This window comes from Phreatobacter sp., from assembly GCF_051860605.1.
GTDB lineage: Bacteria > Pseudomonadota > Alphaproteobacteria > Rhizobiales > Phreatobacteraceae > Phreatobacter.
In genome coordinates, this window is sequence record NZ_JBHYDR010000001.1 from 525,973 (window position 1) to 543,565 (window position 17,593).

Here is a 17,593-nt window from a genome sequence, read left to right on the forward strand (position 1 = left end):
GGCGCCCGTCAGGGCCCATGCATGCGGCGCGGCCTATTCCGCAATGCCCCAGACGTCGGGCGTCTGCCAGACCAGATGCTGGCCGCCATCCACCGGCAGGATCGCCCCGGTGATGGCTTTCGCGCGGGCAAGATAGAGCACGGCTTCGGCCACAGCCTCCGGCGGGCTTCCGGCGCCGGTGAGCGTTGCCGAGACCTGTCGGCCAAAATCCTCCGGCGCCTGCCGCAGATTGGCGGCGCTCGGGCCGGGCGCGACCGCGTTGACGCGGATGCGGGGGGCAAGCGCCTGGGCGAGCGTCTTCGTCGCCATGGCGAGGGCGGCCTTGGTCAGCGTGTAGGAATAGAATTGCGGCGTCGGCTTGAACACGCGCTGGTCGATGAGATTGACGATGGCGGCGCCGTCCGGCGCCTGGGTGGCAAAATCCTGGGCCAGGAACGAGGGCGTCTGGATATTGACGCGGAACTGGCGGTTCCAGACCTCGCGCGACAGCGAGCCGACATGGTCCTCGACGAACTCGCTGGCATTGTTCACCAGCAGCGTCAGCGGGCCGAAGGGTTCTGCGGCCGCGCTGATCAGCCCGTCGATCTCCGACGGTTCGGCGAGATCGGCGAAGACCGGTGCCGCCCTGCCGCCGGCAGCGCGGATCTGCGCGACCAGAGCTTCGGCCTCGTTGCGTGACCGGTTGGCGTGAACGAGCACCGCATGACCGGAGCCGGCAAGCGCCAGGACAATGGCGCGGCCGATCCGGCGGGCCCCGCCTGTGATCAGAGCGACCTGTGCTGTTTCCGCCATTGTCTTTGCTCCCCGGACGCTGGCTTTCGATCTTCTCCAGTCATACGCCCTGACGGCGGCCGGTGGACCACGGTTTCCGCTGCTGTTGCCGCGCTTCGGCAGATGACATGCGCGCCACCTCGACTTCAGCGTCCTGCGATTGGACCGCAATCTGCCGCGAAGCCGCCACATTGAAGCGACGGTTCAAAGCAATCATCTTGGAGAATTTCGTCTAATATAAGATAAAATTTCATGTAACGAATTATTACCCATATTCAATTCCCTGTATTGGCCCTTCTTCAGTCGCATATCCCTGACAAGAGGCGGCGAGAATGTTCCCGTCCGGCGGCATCATAATCCCAGCATTCACCGACCATTAACGACATGGTGAACGTGACCGAGAAAATGCAATCGAAACCGGATATAGAACCTTCACCACGCATCAAGGGACGGGCCGTCCGGTCGAACCGGATCGCGCTCGTGGGACAGGAGCAGACCATGAAGAAGATTCTTTGCGCCGCCGCTGCGGTTGCCATGCTGGCGGGCCCGGCTCTCGGCGCCGACCTTCCGCGCCGGCCGATCCATGACACGGTCGTGATGCCGGTGGCGCCCGCGGGCGTGTGGACGGGCTTCTATGTGGGTGCCCATCTCGGCGCCGGCTTCTCCTCGCGCTTCAACAACGATGTCGGCTTCGGCCTCGGCAGCGCCTCGGGCTTCCTCGGCGGCCTGCAGGCCGGCTACGACTACCAGGCCGACCGGTTCGTGATGGGTATCGCGGCAGATCTCAGCTATGCCGGGATTTCCCGCCGCCATATCGATGCCATCGGCCCCAACGACGTGCGCACCTCGCTGAACTGGAACGGCTCGCTGCGCGCCCGGCTTGGCTACCTCGTGCAGGACAACCTGCTGCTCTACGCCACCGGTGGTCTCGCGCTCGGCAATGTGCAGGCCCGCGAACTGGTTCCGGCGGTCGTCACGCAGTCGCGTTCGCTGGTCGGCTGGACCGCAGGCGTCGGCGGCGAATACATGTTCACCCGCAACGTCTCGGCGCTGCTCGAATACCGCTACACCAGCCTCGGGCGCGCCAATTACCTGAACCTGACCACCGCGCCGCGGATCGGCTTCGAGGGCCACACGCTGCGCACCGGTCTGAACTACCGCTTCTGATTCACCCGCCGCTTGGGTGAACGCGGCCCGGGCCATGCCCGGGCTGTTTGCATTCGGCACGGCGGCGGCGGTGTCGTCACGGGGCTGTCATCGCCGGGCCGACCGGGCGCGATTGCGCAGGGCCGCCGGGGCCACTAGAAACGCTGGACCATGGCGCTTCTCGACCTCGCCAATCCGACCCGGTTCCTCGCGCTCGTGGAGCGTGTGCTGCCCTGGCTCGCCGGGCTGACCGTGATCCTGTTCGTCGTCGCGGCCTGGTTCGTCTTTGCCGTCGCGCCGGACGATTACCAGCAGGGCGCCACCGTCAAGATCATGTTCATCCATGTGCCGGCGGCCTGGCTCTCCATGGCCTGCTATGCGCTGATGGCGCTCGCCTCGCTCGGCACGTTGGTCTGGCGTCATCCGCTTGCCGATGTCTCCGCCCGCGCTGCCGCGCCCATCGGGGCCGCCTTCACCTTCGTGTGCCTTGCCACCGGATCGCTCTGGGGCCGGCCGATGTGGGGCACCTGGTGGATCTGGGACGCGCGGCTCACCGCCGAACTCGTGCTGCTGATCATGTATCTCGGCCTGATCGCGCTGTGGCGCACGGTGGAGGATCCCGGTCGCGCCGGTCGCGCCGCCGCCGTGCTGACGCTGGTCGGGACGATCAACCTGCCGATCATCAAGTTCTCCGTGGACTGGTGGAACACGCTGCACCAGCCGGCCTCGGTGTTCCGCCTCGGCGGGCCGACCATCCACACCTCGATCCTGGTGCCGCTTGCGATCTCGGCGCTGGCCTTCACGGTGTTCTTCGTGCTGCTGCATCTTGCCGCCATGCGCAACGAGGTGCTGCGCCGCCGCATCCGGGCCATGCGGCTGGTCGCCGCCCAGCGCGAGGCCCCCTCGGATATCCGGGCCGTGCCGCAGGGGGGGAACTGATCCCATGGACATGTTCGGCCTTGGACCCCATTCCGGCTTCATCATCGCGTCCTATGCGGTGACCGTTCTCACCTGCCTTGCCCTCATCGGCTGGGTGATGATCGACCACCGGCGCCAGCGGACCACCCTGGCCGAACTGGAGCGGCGCGGCGTGACGCGTCGTGCCGGCCGGTCGGAAGGGGCGCCGTCATGAGCGAGGCAACCACGGCCACCGCGTCCGGGTCACGGCGCCGGCTCGTCCTCGCGCTGGTGCCGCTCATCCTGTTCGGCGGGCTGGTGGCCCTCTTCCTCGTGGGCCTCAGGGGCGATCCCCAACGGCTTCCCTCGGCGCTGATCGGGCGGCCCGCGCCGGAGTTTCGCCTGGCCCCGCTGGCCGGAATGGACCGTCCGGGCTTTGCGACGGCCGATCTGGCCGGCCATGTCACGCTGGTCAATGTCTTCGCCTCCTGGTGCATTCCCTGCCACGAGGAGCATCCCTTCCTGATGCAGCTTGCCGGCGACAGCCGCATCCGTCTCGCCGGCATCAACCAGAAGGACCAGCCGGACAATGCGCGCCGTTTCCTCGGCCGCAACGGCAACCCCTATCACATGATCGGCGTCGATCCTTCGGGGCGCACGGTGATCGACTGGGGCGTCTATGGCGTGCCGGAGACCTTCATCGTCGGGCGCGACGGGCGCATCCTGTTCAAGCATGTCGGCCCGATCACGCAGGCCAACCTGGACCGGGTCATCCGGCCCGAGATCGAGAAGGCGCTGGCGCGGTAGACCAGCACGCCTCCCCCGAACCGGGGAGATGCGGAACGGGGCTCCCCGTCCCACACTGGCCCGAACCGTGCGGGGAGCGCCATGTCCGACCTTCTGATCGACCGCCGCGGGCCGGTCGCCATCCTGACCCTCAACCGGCCTGACGCCATGAATGCGCTGTCGCAGGCGCTCATCCGGGCGCTGACGGCGGCGATCATCGAGCTTTCGGCGGATGATGCGGTCAGGGCCGTGGTGCTGACTGGAGCGGGCGAGCGCGCCTTCTCGGCCGGTCTCGACCTGAAGGAACTGGCGGCGCGGCCCGGTCTCCTCGGCATGGTCGAAGGTGACGGCGCAAGGCCCAACCCCATTCGCGCCATCGAGCAGAGCGCAAAGCCCTTCATCGCGGCGGTGAACGGGGTTGCCATCACCGGCGGCTTCGAGCTTGCGCTGGCCTGCGACGTGCTCATCGCGGCGAATACGGCACGCTTTGCCGACACACACCAGCGCGTCGGCGTCATTCCAGGCTGGGGGCTTTCCCAGAAGCTCTCGCGGATCATCGGCCCCTCGCGCGCCAAGGAGATGGCCTTTTCTGGCCGGTTCGTTACGGCGGGTCAGGCGAGCGAATGGGGGCTGGTCAGCCGGGCGGTGCCGCCGGCCGACCTGATGGCCGACGCGCTGGCGCTCGCGCAGGAGATCGCCGAGGTGCCGGGGACGTTCATCGCCGACTACAAGCGGCTGGTGGACGAGGGCTATGCCCTGCCGTTCGGCGAGGCCATGACGCTGGAGGCCGAACGTTCGCGCCGGCACAACAGCGCGATCGTACCCGCCGACATTGCCGGCCGCCGTGCCGCGGTGCAGGAGAAGGGCCGCGCGCGGTAGGTCCTGAAGAGTCCCTTTCGAGGGCCGTTTGTCCGCCGATCGCCGCCCGGCGTCATCGCCGCGTCACACGAATAGGCGTTGACGGACCGGCGTTCCCGTGGCCAATGCCCCATTCTTCCGATGGGTCCCGGGCCTGACAGCCAAGGGACCCTTTTCGTCGTATCCGTCACCCGTGCAGTCCGGAGACCTCGCATGAGCCAGTGGCCCGTCTATCATGAAATCACCGGTCCGATCGTCATGATCGGCTTCGGCTCCATCGGCCGCGGCACGCTGCCGCTGATCGAGAGGCATTTCAAATATGATCAGACGCGCATGGTGGTTATCGATCCGGTCGATACCGACCGCGCCCTGCTCGACGAGCGCGGCATCCGCTTCGTCCAGGAGGCGGTCACCCAGCAGAACTACCGCGACCTTCTGACGCCCCTTCTCACCGCCGGCGGCGGCAAGGGGTTCTGCGTCAACCTGTCGGTCGATACCTCCTCGGTCGACATCATGGAGCTCTGCCGCGAACTCGGCTGCTTCTATATCGACACGGTGGCCGAGCCCTGGGCCGGCTTCTATTTCGACACGTCGAAGGGCCCGGCGGCGCGCTCCAACTACATGCTGCGCGAGCGCGTGCTGGAGGCCCGCGAGCGCAATCCCGGCGGCATCACCGCGGTGTCGTGCTGCGGCGCCAATCCGGGCATGGTGTCCTGGTTCGTCAAGCAGGCCCTGCTGAACGTCGCAACCGACCAGGGCGTCGCCTTCGCCGAGCCGAAGTCGAAGGCCGAATGGGCGGCGCTGGCAGCCGAGGTCGGCGTCAAGGGCATCCATATCGCCGAGCGCGACACCCAGCGCTCGAAGAAGCCCAAGCCGGCCAATGTCTTCGTCAACACCTGGTCGGTCGAAGGCTTCGTCTCGGAGGGCCTGCAGCCGGCCGAGCTCGGCTGGGGCACGCACGAGACCTGGATGCCGGCGAATGCCGGAACGCACGAGACCGGCTGCGGTGCGGCCATCTACCTGCTCCAGCCCGGTGCCAACACCCGCGTCCGCTCCTGGTGCCCGACGCCCGGCCCCCAGTACGGCTTCCTCGTCACGCACAACGAGGCGATCTCGATCGCCGACTATTTCACGGCGCGCGACGCCACCGGCAAGGTCACCTACCGGCCGACCTGCCACTATGCCTATCACCCGGCCAATGACGCCGTTCTGTCGCTGCACGAGATGTTCGGCGCCGCCGGCAAGCGCCAGGACTCGTGGCACATCCTCGACGAGAACGAGATCGAGGACGGCATCGACGAACTCGGCGTGCTGCTCTACGGCCACAAGGGCAATGCCTACTGGTATGGCTCGCAGCTCTCCATCGAGGAGACGCGGGCGATCGCGCCCTACCAGAACGCCACCGGCATGCAGGTGACCTCTGCCGTGCTCGCCGGCATGGTCTGGGCGCTCGACAACCCCGAAGCCGGCATCGTCGAGGCCGACGACATGGACTTCCGCCGGTGCCTGGAGGTGCAGCGGCCCTATCTCGGTCCGGTCATCGGCACTTATACCGACTGGACGCCGCTGGACGGCCGTCCGGGCTTCTTCCCCGAGGATATCGACACCTCCGACCCCTGGCAGTTCCGGAACATCCTCGTCCGGGATTGAGCCGGACGGGACTGGCGACGGGGAGGGCGGGCCACGGGTCCGCCCTTTCCGACTGGAGCATGCGTGCTTCGGAGCGTATCGGCGAAGGCCCCTTCTGCACCCTCGCCTCAGATCCGCTCCTCCAGAGCCTCCTCGAGCAGTTCCAGCGTGGCGAGCGCGAAGGCGAGCATGTTGGCGGACCGGTCATCTGAGCCGGTCCTCAGCGTGATCGCCTTCGCTTTCGGGCCATCCACGGCCAGGCAGGCATGGCCAGCCGGGTCGCCATAGCGGTTGCCGGTCGGCCCTGTCGCGCCGGTCTCGGCGAGGCCCCAGGTCGCGCGGTGGCTCGTGCGGATGGTCTTGGCCATCAGGGCCGCCCAGGGCTCGGAGGCGGAGCGGATGCCCTGCATGTCGTCGGGCCCGATGCCGAGCAGGGCGTCGCGGGCACGCACCGTGTAGACGACCGCGCCGCCGAGATAATAGGCGGACGCCCCGGGCACCGACAGCAGCGCCGCGGAGACAAGGCCGCCGGCCGAGGATTCGGACACCGCCACCGTCTCGCGTCGTTCCACCAGCAGCCTTGCAATCCGTGCCGCCGCCGCCTCCAGCCTGCCATCACCGATCATCGCTTCACTCCTCCCCAAGGCAGCCAGACTGGCCCCGCCGGGCGCGGCGGTCGAGCCGGCCGGACGGGGGGCTGGGGTGACCCATCGTCAAGCGCGGAGCGGTTGATAAAGCCTGCGCTTTGCCTAGATTGCCGCGTCCGCCGCCGCTGCGGCTTGCCTGACGAAGGATGGCATCATGGTGCGACGCTCCCTGTCGGTCGGTCTCCTGGTCCTTGCCGCGAGTTTCGGTCTCGCCGCCGGCGCCGCGGCGCAGGCCCAGCGGGAACTGCGCATCTTCAATTGGTCGAACTATATCGACGAGCAGGTGCTTCGCGACTTCGAGCGCGAGTTCAACGCCCGGGTCGTCTACGACACCTACGATTCCAACGAGGTGCTGGAGACGCGCCTGCTGGCCGGCCGCACCGGCTATGACATCGTGGTGCCGTCGGCGCCGTTCCTGTCGCGGCAGATCGCCGCCAATGTGCACCAGCGGCTCGACCTCTCGAAAATCCCGAACAGCGTCCATTTCTGGCCGGAGGTGCAGCGGCGGGTCGCGGCCTACGATCCCGGTAATGCCTATTCGGTGAACTATCTGTGGGGCACCACGGGCATCGGCTTCAATGTCGCGAAGATCCGCGAGCGCATGCCGGACGCTCCGCTCGATTCCTGGAAACTGGTCTTCGACTTCGACACGCTGAAGCGCTTCCAGGACTGCGGCATCCATTTCCTCGACACGGCCGAGGACTTCCTGCCCTCGGTCATGCGCTATCTCGGCCGCGACCCCAATTCCAAGCGTGCCGAGGACTGGGAGGCGGCGGCAAGCCACGTCCAGCGCCTGCGCACGCTGGTCACCAAGTTCCACTCCTCCGAGTACATTTCCGCGCTGGCCAACGGCGATATCTGCATCGCGGTCGGCTATTCGGGCGATATCTTCCAGGCGCGCAACCGCGCGCGCGAGGCCGGCAACAGCGTCGAGGTCCAGTATGTGATCCCGAAGGAGGGGGCGCAGATGTGGTTCGACCAGATGGCGATCCCGGCTGATGCGCCGAACGCCGATCTCGCCCATGCCTTCATCAATTATCTCAACCGGCCCGAGGTGATCGCCAGGGTGGCGAGCTTCGTCTCCTATGCCAGCGGGAACCTTGCGGCACGGCCGCTGATCGCACCGGCCGTGCGCGACAATCCGGCTGTCTATCCGCCGGACGAGGTGATGGCGCGCCTGTTCACCGTGACGAGCCCCGACGCGCGGCTGCAGCGAACCATCACCCGCGCCTGGACGCGGGCCAAGACCGGACGCTGATCCATCGTGACCGACCTGTCCCCTTCCCGCACCGCTTCGCTGGGAGCGGTGCGTTCCGCCTTCGCGCCGTGGAACGATGCCGCCGCCATACCGCTGGTCGTCTTCGACCGGGTGACCAAGCGCTACGGCGCCGATGCGGCGGTGGACGACCTGTCGCTTGCCATCCACGAGCACGAGTTCTTCGCGCTGCTGGGGCCGTCCGGCTGCGGCAAGTCCACGCTGATGCGCCTGCTCGCCGGCTTCGAGACGCCGACGTCGGGTCGGGTCCTGCTGGCCGGCAAGGACCTTGCCGGCGTTCCGGCCCACCGGCGGCCGACCAACATGATGTTCCAGTCCTATGCGCTCTTTCCCCATATGAGCGTGGAGAAGAACATCGCCTTCGGTCTCGCCATGGAGGGCCTTCCGCGCGAGGAGATCGCGCAGCGGGTTGCCGACATGCTCAGGCTCGTGCGGCTGGAAAGCTTTGCGGCGCGCAAGCCGCATCAACTGTCCGGCGGCCAGCGCCAGCGCGTCGCGCTCGCCCGCGCGCTCATCAAGCAGCCCAGGGTGCTGCTGCTCGACGAGCCGCTGGGAGCCCTTGACCGCAAGCTTCGCGAGGAGACGCAGTTCGAGCTGATGGCGCTGCAGGAGCGGCTGGGTCTGACCTTCATCATCGTCACCCACGACCAGGACGAGGCCATGACCATGGCCACCCGCATCGCGGTGATGGACAAGGGCAGGGTCGTGCAGGTGGCGCCGCCGCCGGTGATCTATGAGGCGCCCGCCAACCGCTATGTCGCGTCGTTCATCGGCGACATCAACATGATCGAGGGGAGGATCGCGGAGGTCGCGGCCGGGCGGGCCATCGTGGAAACCGCCGCCGCCGGACGGGTGTCGGTGGAGACCGGCGAGGCGCTCACCACCGGACAGGCCGTGGCGGTCGCCTGGCGGCCGGAGAAGACACGCATCGTGCGCGCGGGCGAGGCCGTTGCCGGCGGCCGCATGATGCTGGCCGGCACGGTCCACGACATCGGCTATCTTGGAGACTGGACCACCTATGTGGTCGAGGCCGGCGGTTTCAGGCTGCGGGCCGCCGTTGCCAATGCCTCGCGCACCGTGGAGCGTCCGATCGGCTGGGACGACCCGGTCCAGCTCGCCGTCGCGCCCGACGCGCTCATCCTGCTGACGGGGTGAGGCGATGACCGACCGCGCCACCCGCCGCACCGTCATCCTCATTCCCTATCTGTGGCTGGCGGTGTTCTTCCTCGTGCCCTTCGCCATCGTGGCGAAGATGTCGCTGTCGCAGGTGGCAACGGCCATTCCGCCCTATGTGCCGGTCTTCTCGGTCGAAGACGGGCCGTCCGGCTGGCTGGCCAAGGTCCGCGAGCTCTCGTTCGAGAACTATGCCGTCATTTTCGGCGACCGCCTCTACATTGACGCCTTCCTGTCCTCGCTCAGGATCGCGGCCATCGGTACGCTGATCCTGCTCCTGATCGGCTATCCCATGGCCCATGCCATGGCGCGCGCGCCCGAGCGCATCCGGCCGATCCTGGTCATGGCGGTGATCCTGCCGTTCTGGACCAGCTTCCTGATCCGGGTCTATGCCTGGATCGGCATCCTCAAGCCGGAAGGGTTGCTCAACGAGGTGCTCCTCGGCCTTGGCCTGATCGGAAGCCGGCTGCAGATCGCCAATACCGACACCGCCATCCTGATCGGCGTCGTCTATTCCTACCTGCCCTTCATGGTGCTGCCGCTCTACGCCGCGCTCGAGCGCATCGACCGGACGCTGCTCGAGGCCGCCGGCGATCTCGGCTGTCCGCCCTGGAAGGCGTTCTGGCGCATCACCGTGCCGCTGTCGCTGCCGGGCGTCATCGCAGGCTGCTTCCTGTGCTTCATCCCGATCACCGGCGAGGTGGTGATCCCCGACCTGCTCGGCGGCTCGGACACGCTGATGATCGGCCGCACGCTCTGGACCGAGTTCTTCTCGAACCGGGACTGGCCGGTGGCCGCGGCGGTTGCGGTTCTGTTGCTGGTCCTGCTGGTGGGTCCCATCGTCGCCTACCAGCACATCCAGGCCCGCCAGCTGGAGGCGGCGCGATGAACGTCCGCTCGCGCCTGTTCGACGCCACCGCGCTGACGCTCGGCTTCGCCTTCCTCTACCTGCCGATCGTCATCCTCATCGTCTTCTCGTTCAACGCCTCCCAGCTCGTCACGGTGTGGGGCGGCTTCTCGACGCGCTGGTATGTGGCGATCCTGCAGAACCGCCAGCTGCTCGACTCCGCCTGGATGACGGTGCAGGTCGCGGCGCTGTCGGCGACGATCGCCACGACGATCGGAACGCTCGCCGCGCTCGCCCTGACCCGGTACCTGCGCTTCCGCGGCCGCATGCTGTTCACCGGCATGGTCTATGCGCCGCTCGTCATGCCGGAGGTCATCACCGGTCTGTCGCTGCTGCTGCTGTTCGTCTCGCTGGGCATCGACCGCGGCTTCTGGACGGTGTCGATCGCCCACGCCACCTTCACCATGGGCTTCGTCGCCGTGGTGGTGCAGTCGCGCCTCGTCACCTTCGACATGGCGCTGGAGGAGGCCGCCGCCGATCTCGGCGCCACGCCCTGGCAGGTTTTCTTCCTGATCACGCTGCCGCTCATCGCGCCGGCCGTGCTGGCGGGGTTCCTGCTCGCCTTTACCCTGTCGCTGGACGACCTGGTGATTGCCAGCTTCACCACCGGGCCCGGCGCCACCACCCTGCCGATGCGGATCTACAGCCAGGTCAGGCTCGGCGTGACGCCGGAGATCAATGCCATCTCCACCATCATGATCGGCCTCGTCACGGTGGCGGTGATCGTCTCGGCGCTCGTCACCAAACGACAGGCATTGGCCGGCAAGGGCTAGCTTGCGCGGCGACCTTGACCCCTGCCGCCGGCAATGGTCTGTGCGATCCATCGCGCATGCGACCGCCAAGCCGGAGCGCCCCATGACATCGGCCGTCGACAGCCTCGTCTCGATCCTGGACCTTGAACCGCTCGAGGTGAACCTGTTCCGGGGAAAAAGCCCGCAGGACGGGTGGCAGCGCGTGTTCGGCGGCCAGGTCATCGGCCAGGCGCTGGTAGCCGCCTGCCGCACCGTGGACGGGCGCAGGCCGCATTCGCTGCACGCCTATTTCGTGCTGCCGGGCGATCCCCGGTCGCCGATCATCTACGAGGTGGAGCGCATCCGCGACGGGCGCAGCTTTTCCACGCGCCGGGTGCGCGCCATCCAGCACGGCGCCTCGATCTTCTCGCTGTCCGCCTCGTTCCACCTCGAGGAGGAGGGACCCGAGCACCAGTTCGTCATGCCGGCCGTGCCCATGCCAGAGGATCTGCGCAGCGAGTCCGAGGTGCGCGCCGAGCTGATGCCGCACATGCACGAGGACATGCGCAACTATTTCCAGCGCGAGCGGCCGATCGAAATCCGTCCCGTCGAGTTCGGCCGCTATACCGGCGAGCGGCAGCCGGAGGGCAAGTTCCACGTCTGGATCCGGGCGACCCGGCCGCTGCCCGCCGACCCGGTCATCCATCAGTGCGTTCTGGCCTATGCCTCGGACATGACGCTTCTGGACGCGGCCAACGTGCCGCACGGACGCTCCTTCCACGACCAGTCCGTGCAGGCGGCCAGCCTCGACCACGCCATGTGGTTCCACCGGCCGTTCCGTGCCGACGACTGGCTGCTTTACGCGCATGACTCGCCGTCCGGTCAGGGATCGCGCGGCTTTACCCGCGGTGAAATCTTCACGCGCGAGGGCGTGCTGGTGGCGTCAGTTGCCCAGGAAGGCCTGCTTCGCCCCAGGAAGCCCAAAATTTAGGCAGAAATTGCCGGCCAAGGTGGCTGCCTGCGCTTCGCCTCATTTGGCTGCCCAAGTTTTAATCAATCACTGTTCCGGCTGCGCGGAGATCTGTCAGCGCTCCGATCTATCTCTTTCATATCCTTGGGGAAATCCGGCTCTCCCCGAGCTGGCACGCGACTTGATTACCTGCAACCCGGTTCGGTCGTCGCCCCACGGGGCGGCCCCGACACGATGCACACCAAGCATCCGTTGGGGCGAGAACCGAACGGAGCCAAACGGGGATGCCGAGATGAAGATCGTGATGGCGATCATCAAGCCATTCAAGCTGGAGGAGGTGCGCGATGCCCTGACGGGTATCGGAGTGCACGGCCTGACCGTCACCGAGGTGAAGGGCTACGGGCGCCAGAAGGGCCACACGGAAATCTATCGCGGCGCCGAATATGCCGTGAGCTTCCTGCCCAAGCTGAAGATCGAGGTGGCGGTCCCCGCCGCCGATGTCGACAAGGTCGTGGCCGCCATCGCCGGCGCTGCCAAGACCGGCCAGATCGGCGACGGCAAGATCTTCGTCACCTCCATCGAGCACGCCGTGCGCATCCGCACCGGCGAGACCGATATCGACGCGCTGTGACCGCCGCGCTCCCCAGATCGCACTTCCGGAGACATCCCTCATGACAATCCTGCGTTCCTCCCGGTGGGCGGCAGCGGCGGTGGGCCTCGGTGCCGTGGCTCTCGCCTTCGCCGAACCCGCATTCGCCCAGACGCCGGCGCCCACCCCCACCCTCAATTCCGGCGACACGGCCTGGATGCTGGTGTCCACGCTACTGGTGCTGCTGATGATCGTGCCTGGCCTTGCCCTGTTCTATGGCGGGCTGGTGCGCTCCAAGAACATGCTCTCGGTGCTGACCCAGGTGCTGGCGGTTGCCAGCGTCACCATGATCATCTGGGTGATCTACGGCTACAGCCTGACCTTCGGCGACGGCAATGCCTTCATCGGCAATTTCTCCAAGGCGTTCCTGCGCGGCATCACGCCGGAATCGCTGAACGCGACCATCCCCGAATATGTGTTCCTGTCGTTCCAGATGACGTTTGCGGCGATCACCGCGGCGCTCATCATCGGCGGCTTCGTGGAGCGGACCAAGTTCTCCGCCATCATGCTGTTCACCATCCTCTGGGTGACCTTCGTCTATTTCCCGATCGCCCACATGGTCTGGCATGCCGACGGTTACCTGATGAAGCTCGGCGCGCTTGATTTCGCTGGCGGAACGGTCGTCCACATCAATGCCGGCGTTGCCGCCCTCGTCGGCGCCCTCGTCATCGGCAAGCGCATCGGCTACGGAAAGGAACTGATGCCTCCCCATTCGCTCACCCTGACCATGGTCGGCGGTGCGCTGCTCTGGGTTGGCTGGTTCGGCTTCAATGCCGGCTCGGCCCTCACGGCCGGCGGCGTCGCCTCGCTCGCCATGATCAACACCTTCGTCGCGACGGCGGCTGCGGCTTTGGCCTGGCTTCTGGTCGAATGGGGTGCCAAAGGCAAGCCCTCGCTGCTCGGGCTCGTGTCGGGCGTGGTGGCCGGGCTCGTGGCCGTCACCCCGGCGGCCGGTCTGGTCGGCCCGATCGGGGCGATCGTTCTCGGCGCCCTCGGCGGTGCAGTCGCCTTCTTCTTCTGCACCACCGTGAAGAACGCGCTCGGCTATGACGACAGCCTCGACGTGTTCGGCATCCACGCGGTGGCCGGCATCGTCGGATCGATCGGCACCGGCATCTTCGTGTCGACCTCGCTCGGCGGCGTCGGCGTCGCCGACTATTCCATGGCCGCCCAGGTCTGGAAGCAGTTCGTGGCCGTGGTCATCGCCATCGTCTGGTGCGGCATCGTCTCGTTCATCCTGTTCAAGATCGTCGATGTCATCGTCGGCCTCAGGGTGACGGCGGACCGCGAGCGCGAGGGTCTCGACCTCGCCGAGCACGGCGAGCGCGCCTACAACACCTGACCGGCCACCTTCCGGCCGCCTATGCGACCCCCGGCGCCCCGCGCCGGGGGTTTTGCGTTGCCCCCGCAACGCCCGCAACCGGGCCATGGTTAATCCAGCGTCAACCCTTGCCTAGGTAAGGTCCGCAATCAGGCCGGCCTGTCCCCGCGGGACGCCGGCAGATCGTGCGTGGGACTGGATCGACATGGCTGTGGCGCAGCGGCATTCCGGGCCGACCCTGCTGACGGAAGGTCTGGGCGGCATGTTCAGGCGGCGGCTGCGGCAGATCGTCGGGCTGGCCGTTCTGGCCGGCGTGGCGCTGGCTGCGGTGGCCATGCTGACCTGGACCGCCGGAGATCCCTCGCTGAGCCGCGCCACCCATGCCCCTGTCCAGAACTGGGTTGGACGGCCGGGCGCGATCCTGGCCGATCTCCTGATGCAGCTGGTCGGCCTCGGCTCGGTCGTGCTGCTCGCCATTGCCGCGGCCTGGGGCTGGCGGCTGATGCGCAACCGCTCCTTTGATCGCGAGGGCCTCAGAATCCCGCTCGGGCTTGCCGCAGCGATGGTGGCTGCGGTGGCGCTGTCGCTGTTGCCCGCTCCCAGCGGCTGGCCTCTGCCGACCGGTATCGGCGGCGTCATCGGTGATGGCGGGCTGACCGTGCTGGCCTCGCTGCTCGGCCGCATGGACGGCGCGATGCGCTGGATTGCGGCGCTTGCCATGGGCGGTTTCGCCGTGCTGCTGGCTGCCGTGGCGGTGGCTGCCCTGTTCCGACCCGAGCCGGAAACGCTGGCCGAGGAAATCGACCGTGTCGCGCCGCAGCCGCGCCGCACCCGGTCTCCCGACGAGGAGCCCGGCCGCCTCGCCCTGATCGGGCAGAGCCTCACCGGCGGCATCGTCCACGCGATGCTCTCGACGCGGGCCCGCATGGCGCGCGCGATGGCCGAGGCACCCCAGACGGCGCGGCGCGCAGCCGGCGCCGACCCGGCCGATGGCAGCGACCGGTCCCCGGGGCTGGTGGCGCGGGCCAAGGCCTATTTCACCGAGCCCGACGATGATCTCCTGCCCGGCTCCCGGCGAAGCTCCGGCGTGCGGCGCGAGCCCGTGATGGAGGAGCCCGCCCGTCCGCCACGGACCTACCATGCGCCGCTGGCACGACCGGCGGCAGCCGAAGCCGGACCTGGAAGCGCTCCGGCACAGCGCATTGCCGACGAGCCGCCTGGCCGCGACAGAAACACATCGGACGACCGGCCGTCTTCAGATGACCGGCCGTCGGCCCATGACCTGGATGACGGGGCCGGACTGCCGCCATCCGCATCGCCGCCCAAGGGGGCGGCTGGCCCGCGCATTCATGCGCCTGCGCCTGCGCCAAAGCCCGCCGCAATCCAGCAGAAGCTGCCGCTGCCGCCGCCGGACGGCGCCGAGGATGATTACGAAATGCCGCCGCTCGACCTGCTGGCCGAGCCGAAGCCGTCCGAGCGCCATCCGTCCATGTCGATGGACGTGCTGCAGGAGAACGCCGCGACGCTGGCCTCCGTGCTCGACGATTTCGGCGTGCGCGGCGAGATCATCAATGTCCGGCCCGGCCCGGTGGTCACGCTCTACGAACTCGAGCCCGCGCCCGGCACGCGCTCCAACCGCGTCATCGGCCTCGCCGACGACATTGCCCGCTCCATGTCGGCGATTTCGGCGCGCGTCGCCCTCGTCTCCGGCCGCAATGCCATTGGCATCGAACTGCCGAATGCCAGGCGCGAGAACGTGCTGCTGCGCGAGATGCTGGCGAGCCAGGACTTCATCACCGCCAAGGAGAAGCTGCCGATCGCGCTCGGCAAGACCATCGGCGGCGATCCCGTGATCGCCGACCTTGCCAAGATGCCTCACCTGCTGGTCGCCGGCACCACCGGCTCGGGCAAGTCGGTGGCCATCAACACCATGATCCTTTCGCTGCTCTACCGGCTGCGGCCGGACCAGTGCCGGCTGATCATGGTCGATCCGAAAATGCTTGAACTGTCGATCTACGACGGCATTCCCCATCTGCTGACCCCCGTCGTCACCGATCCGAAGAAGGCGGTCGTGGCGCTCAAATGGGCGGTGCGCGAGATGGAGGAGCGCTACAAGAAGATGTCGAAGCTCGGCGTCCGCAACATCGACGGCTTCAACGCCCGCATGGCGCAGGCCAAGGCCAAGGGCGAGGTGCTGACCCGCACGGTGCAGACAGGCTTCGACCGCGAGACGGGCGAGGCGATCTACGAGCAGGAGGAGATGGGCCTCGAGCCGATCCCGTACATCGTGGTCATCGTCGACGAGATGGCCGACCTGATGATGGTCGCCGGCAAGGAGATCGAGGGTGCCATCCAGCGCCTCGCCCAGATGGCGCGCGCCGCCGGCATCCACCTGATCATGGCGACGCAACGCCCCTCGGTCGATGTCATCACCGGCACGATCAAGGCCAATTTCCCGACCCGCATCTCCTTCCAGGTGACGTCGAAGATCGACAGCCGCACCATTCTCGGCGAGCAGGGGGCCGAGCAGCTGCTCGGCCGCGGCGACATGCTGTACATGGCCGGCGGCGGCCGTATCAGCCGCGTCCACGGCCCCTTCGTGTCGGACGAGGAGGTCGAGCGCATCGTCAGCCACCTGAAGATGCAGGGCGCGCCCGACTACCTTGACGCCGTCACCACCGACGACGACGAGGGGATGGACGGCGAGGGCGAGGATGGCGCCGTGTTCGACAAGGGCGCCTTCGGCGAGGAGCCGGCCGATCTCTACGACAAGGCGGTGCAGGTCGTGGTGCGCGACAAGAAGGCGTCGACCTCCTATATCCAGCGCCGCCTGCAGATCGGCTACAACCGGGCTGCCTCGCTGATCGAGCGCATGGAGCGGGAGGGGCTGGTCGGTCCCGCCAATCATGCGGGCAAACGCGAAATTCTCATGCCGGAGGCGGTCGACTGACGCAGCGGCCGCCTCGAAATCGCCCCACCGGCTTCCTATCTCCCGCCAGAACCGTGAGCCTTCCGGAGACCCGATGACACGACGCCTGGCAGCCGCGATCCCGGCCGGACTGATCGCAGCAGGATGCGCCCTCTCGGCCGTCCTGCCGGCCGCGGCCTCGCCCGACCGCCCGTTGATCCTCGCCCAGGGGGCGCCGATCCAGCTCGGCCCGCCCGCCGGCGGCGCCGCCCCGGCCCGTCCGCAGGGTGCGCCAGCCGCCGCGACCGGTGCCCTGACCCCGCCGGTCCGCCATCCGGCCCCGCGCGGGGCCCGCGGCGTCGATGCCAGCGCCCGCGAGATCGCCCAGCAGGTCAATGCCTATTTCAACGGCATCCGCACCCTGCAGGGCGACTTCGTGCAGATCGGCCCGGACGGGCGGCGCACCACCGGCAAGCTCTTTCTGGAGAAGCCCGGGCGCATCCGGTTCCAGTACAATGCGCCGAGCCCGGTGGAGATCATCGCCGACGGCCAGTCGGTGGCGGTGCGCGACCGGCGCCTGAACACGCAGGACATCTATCCGCTGTCGCAGACGCCGCTGCGCTTCCTGCTGTCCGACCGTGTCGACATCCTGCGCGACGCCAATGTCACCTCGGTCTCGCGCGATCAGGACTATGTCGTGGTCATGCTGGAGGAGCGGCAGGCGATCGGCGGGACGAACCGCCTCATGGTGCTGTTCAATGCCGGTGACCTGACCCTGCGCCAGTGGACGGTCTATGATGCGCAGGGCTACGAGACATCCGTCGCCCTGCACAATCTCGACCCGCGCACCCGGCCCGACCAGCGCCTGTTCCGCATCAACTACCAGCGCATCCTGGAGTGACCGGACGGTCGGTAGCCCGGCGT

General features: G+C 67.7%; 17 protein-coding genes. 15 read left to right on the top strand and 2 right to left on the bottom strand.

The window, feature by feature from the left end; genetic code table 11:
* Positions 1-33: 33 nt before the first annotated feature.
* A complete protein-coding gene (locus ACTIFS_RS02445; RefSeq protein ID WP_439572439.1) occupies positions 34-792 on the bottom strand; it encodes an SDR family oxidoreductase in 759 nt (252 codons plus the stop codon).
* A gap of 477 nt (positions 793-1,269) precedes the next feature.
* Between ACTIFS_RS02445 and ACTIFS_RS02450 the strand changes: the two genes are divergently transcribed.
* From ACTIFS_RS02450 to ACTIFS_RS02475, 6 genes are all read left to right on the top strand, one after another.
* Positions 1,270-1,938: an outer membrane protein gene (locus tag ACTIFS_RS02450; RefSeq protein ID WP_439572440.1), complete on the top strand. Its 669-nt coding sequence runs from the start codon at positions 1,270-1,272 to the stop codon at positions 1,936-1,938.
* 150 nt (positions 1,939-2,088) lie between these two features.
* Positions 2,089-2,856 carry a heme ABC transporter permease gene (locus tag ACTIFS_RS02455; protein ID WP_439572441.1) on the top strand — a complete coding sequence of 256 codons (768 nt, stop codon included), beginning with the start codon at positions 2,089-2,091 and terminating at the stop codon, positions 2,854-2,856.
* A gap of 4 nt (positions 2,857-2,860) precedes the next feature.
* Positions 2,861-3,049, top strand: a complete 189-nt coding sequence (gene ccmD / locus ACTIFS_RS02460; RefSeq protein WP_439572442.1) for a heme exporter protein CcmD — start codon at positions 2,861-2,863, stop codon at positions 3,047-3,049.
* Complete coding sequence (locus tag ACTIFS_RS02465) at positions 3,046-3,621, top strand: DsbE family thiol:disulfide interchange protein (protein ID WP_439572443.1); 576 nt, start codon at positions 3,046-3,048, stop codon at positions 3,619-3,621. Before ccmD ends, ACTIFS_RS02465 begins: the two co-directional genes overlap by 4 nt.
* Before the next feature lie 81 nt (positions 3,622-3,702).
* The gene (locus ACTIFS_RS02470; RefSeq protein ID WP_439572444.1) at positions 3,703-4,479 is read left to right on the top strand and encodes an enoyl-CoA hydratase; all 777 of its coding nucleotides are present in this window, start codon (positions 3,703-3,705) and stop codon (positions 4,477-4,479) included.
* Positions 4,480-4,671: 192 nt separating this feature from the next.
* Positions 4,672-6,108: a homospermidine synthase gene (locus ACTIFS_RS02475; protein ID WP_439572445.1), complete on the top strand. Its 1,437-nt coding sequence runs from the start codon at positions 4,672-4,674 to the stop codon at positions 6,106-6,108.
* A 107-nt stretch (positions 6,109-6,215) separates the two neighbouring features.
* On the opposite strand, the gene ACTIFS_RS02480 is transcribed toward ACTIFS_RS02475, so the two are convergent.
* On the bottom strand, positions 6,216-6,713 hold the full coding sequence (locus ACTIFS_RS02480; protein ID WP_439572446.1) for a CinA family protein: 498 nt from the start codon (positions 6,711-6,713) through the stop codon (positions 6,216-6,218).
* A gap of 175 nt (positions 6,714-6,888) precedes the next feature.
* On the opposite strand from ACTIFS_RS02480, the gene ACTIFS_RS02485 reads away from it, so the two are divergent.
* The 9 genes from ACTIFS_RS02485 to ACTIFS_RS02525 all read left to right on the top strand — a co-directional run bounded on the left by ACTIFS_RS02485 (position 6,889) and on the right by ACTIFS_RS02525 (position 17,570).
* Positions 6,889-7,992, top strand: a complete 1,104-nt coding sequence (locus ACTIFS_RS02485; protein WP_439572447.1) for a polyamine ABC transporter substrate-binding protein — start codon at positions 6,889-6,891, stop codon at positions 7,990-7,992.
* Between the two features lie 6 nt (positions 7,993-7,998).
* Positions 7,999-9,165: an ABC transporter ATP-binding protein gene (locus ACTIFS_RS02490; RefSeq protein WP_439572448.1), complete on the top strand. Its 1,167-nt coding sequence runs from the start codon at positions 7,999-8,001 to the stop codon at positions 9,163-9,165.
* Between the two features lie 4 nt (positions 9,166-9,169).
* Positions 9,170-10,072, top strand: coding sequence for an ABC transporter permease (locus ACTIFS_RS02495; protein WP_439572449.1), 903 nt, complete (start codon positions 9,170-9,172; stop codon positions 10,070-10,072).
* Entirely contained in the window at positions 10,069-10,863 is a 795-nt protein-coding gene (locus ACTIFS_RS02500; RefSeq protein ID WP_439572450.1) for an ABC transporter permease, read from the top strand. The genes ACTIFS_RS02495 and ACTIFS_RS02500 overlap by 4 nt, the downstream gene beginning before the upstream one ends.
* Positions 10,864-10,945: 82 nt before the next feature.
* Entirely contained in the window at positions 10,946-11,812 is an 867-nt protein-coding gene (gene tesB / locus ACTIFS_RS02505) for an acyl-CoA thioesterase II (protein ID WP_439572451.1), read from the top strand.
* Positions 11,813-12,083: 271 nt separating this feature from the next.
* Complete coding sequence (locus tag ACTIFS_RS02510; RefSeq protein WP_439572452.1) at positions 12,084-12,422, top strand: P-II family nitrogen regulator; 339 nt, start codon at positions 12,084-12,086, stop codon at positions 12,420-12,422.
* A 40-nt stretch (positions 12,423-12,462) separates the two neighbouring features.
* Entirely contained in the window at positions 12,463-13,782 is a 1,320-nt protein-coding gene (locus tag ACTIFS_RS02515) for an ammonium transporter (protein WP_439572453.1), read from the top strand.
* Positions 13,783-13,966: 184 nt separating this feature from the next.
* The gene (locus tag ACTIFS_RS02520) at positions 13,967-16,711 is read left to right on the top strand and encodes a DNA translocase FtsK 4TM domain-containing protein (RefSeq protein ID WP_439572454.1); all 2,745 of its coding nucleotides are present in this window, start codon (positions 13,967-13,969) and stop codon (positions 16,709-16,711) included.
* A 73-nt stretch (positions 16,712-16,784) separates the two neighbouring features.
* Positions 16,785-17,570 carry a LolA family protein gene (locus tag ACTIFS_RS02525; protein WP_439572455.1) on the top strand — a complete coding sequence of 262 codons (786 nt, stop codon included), beginning with the start codon at positions 16,785-16,787 and terminating at the stop codon, positions 17,568-17,570.
* Positions 17,571-17,593 lie beyond the last annotated feature (23 nt).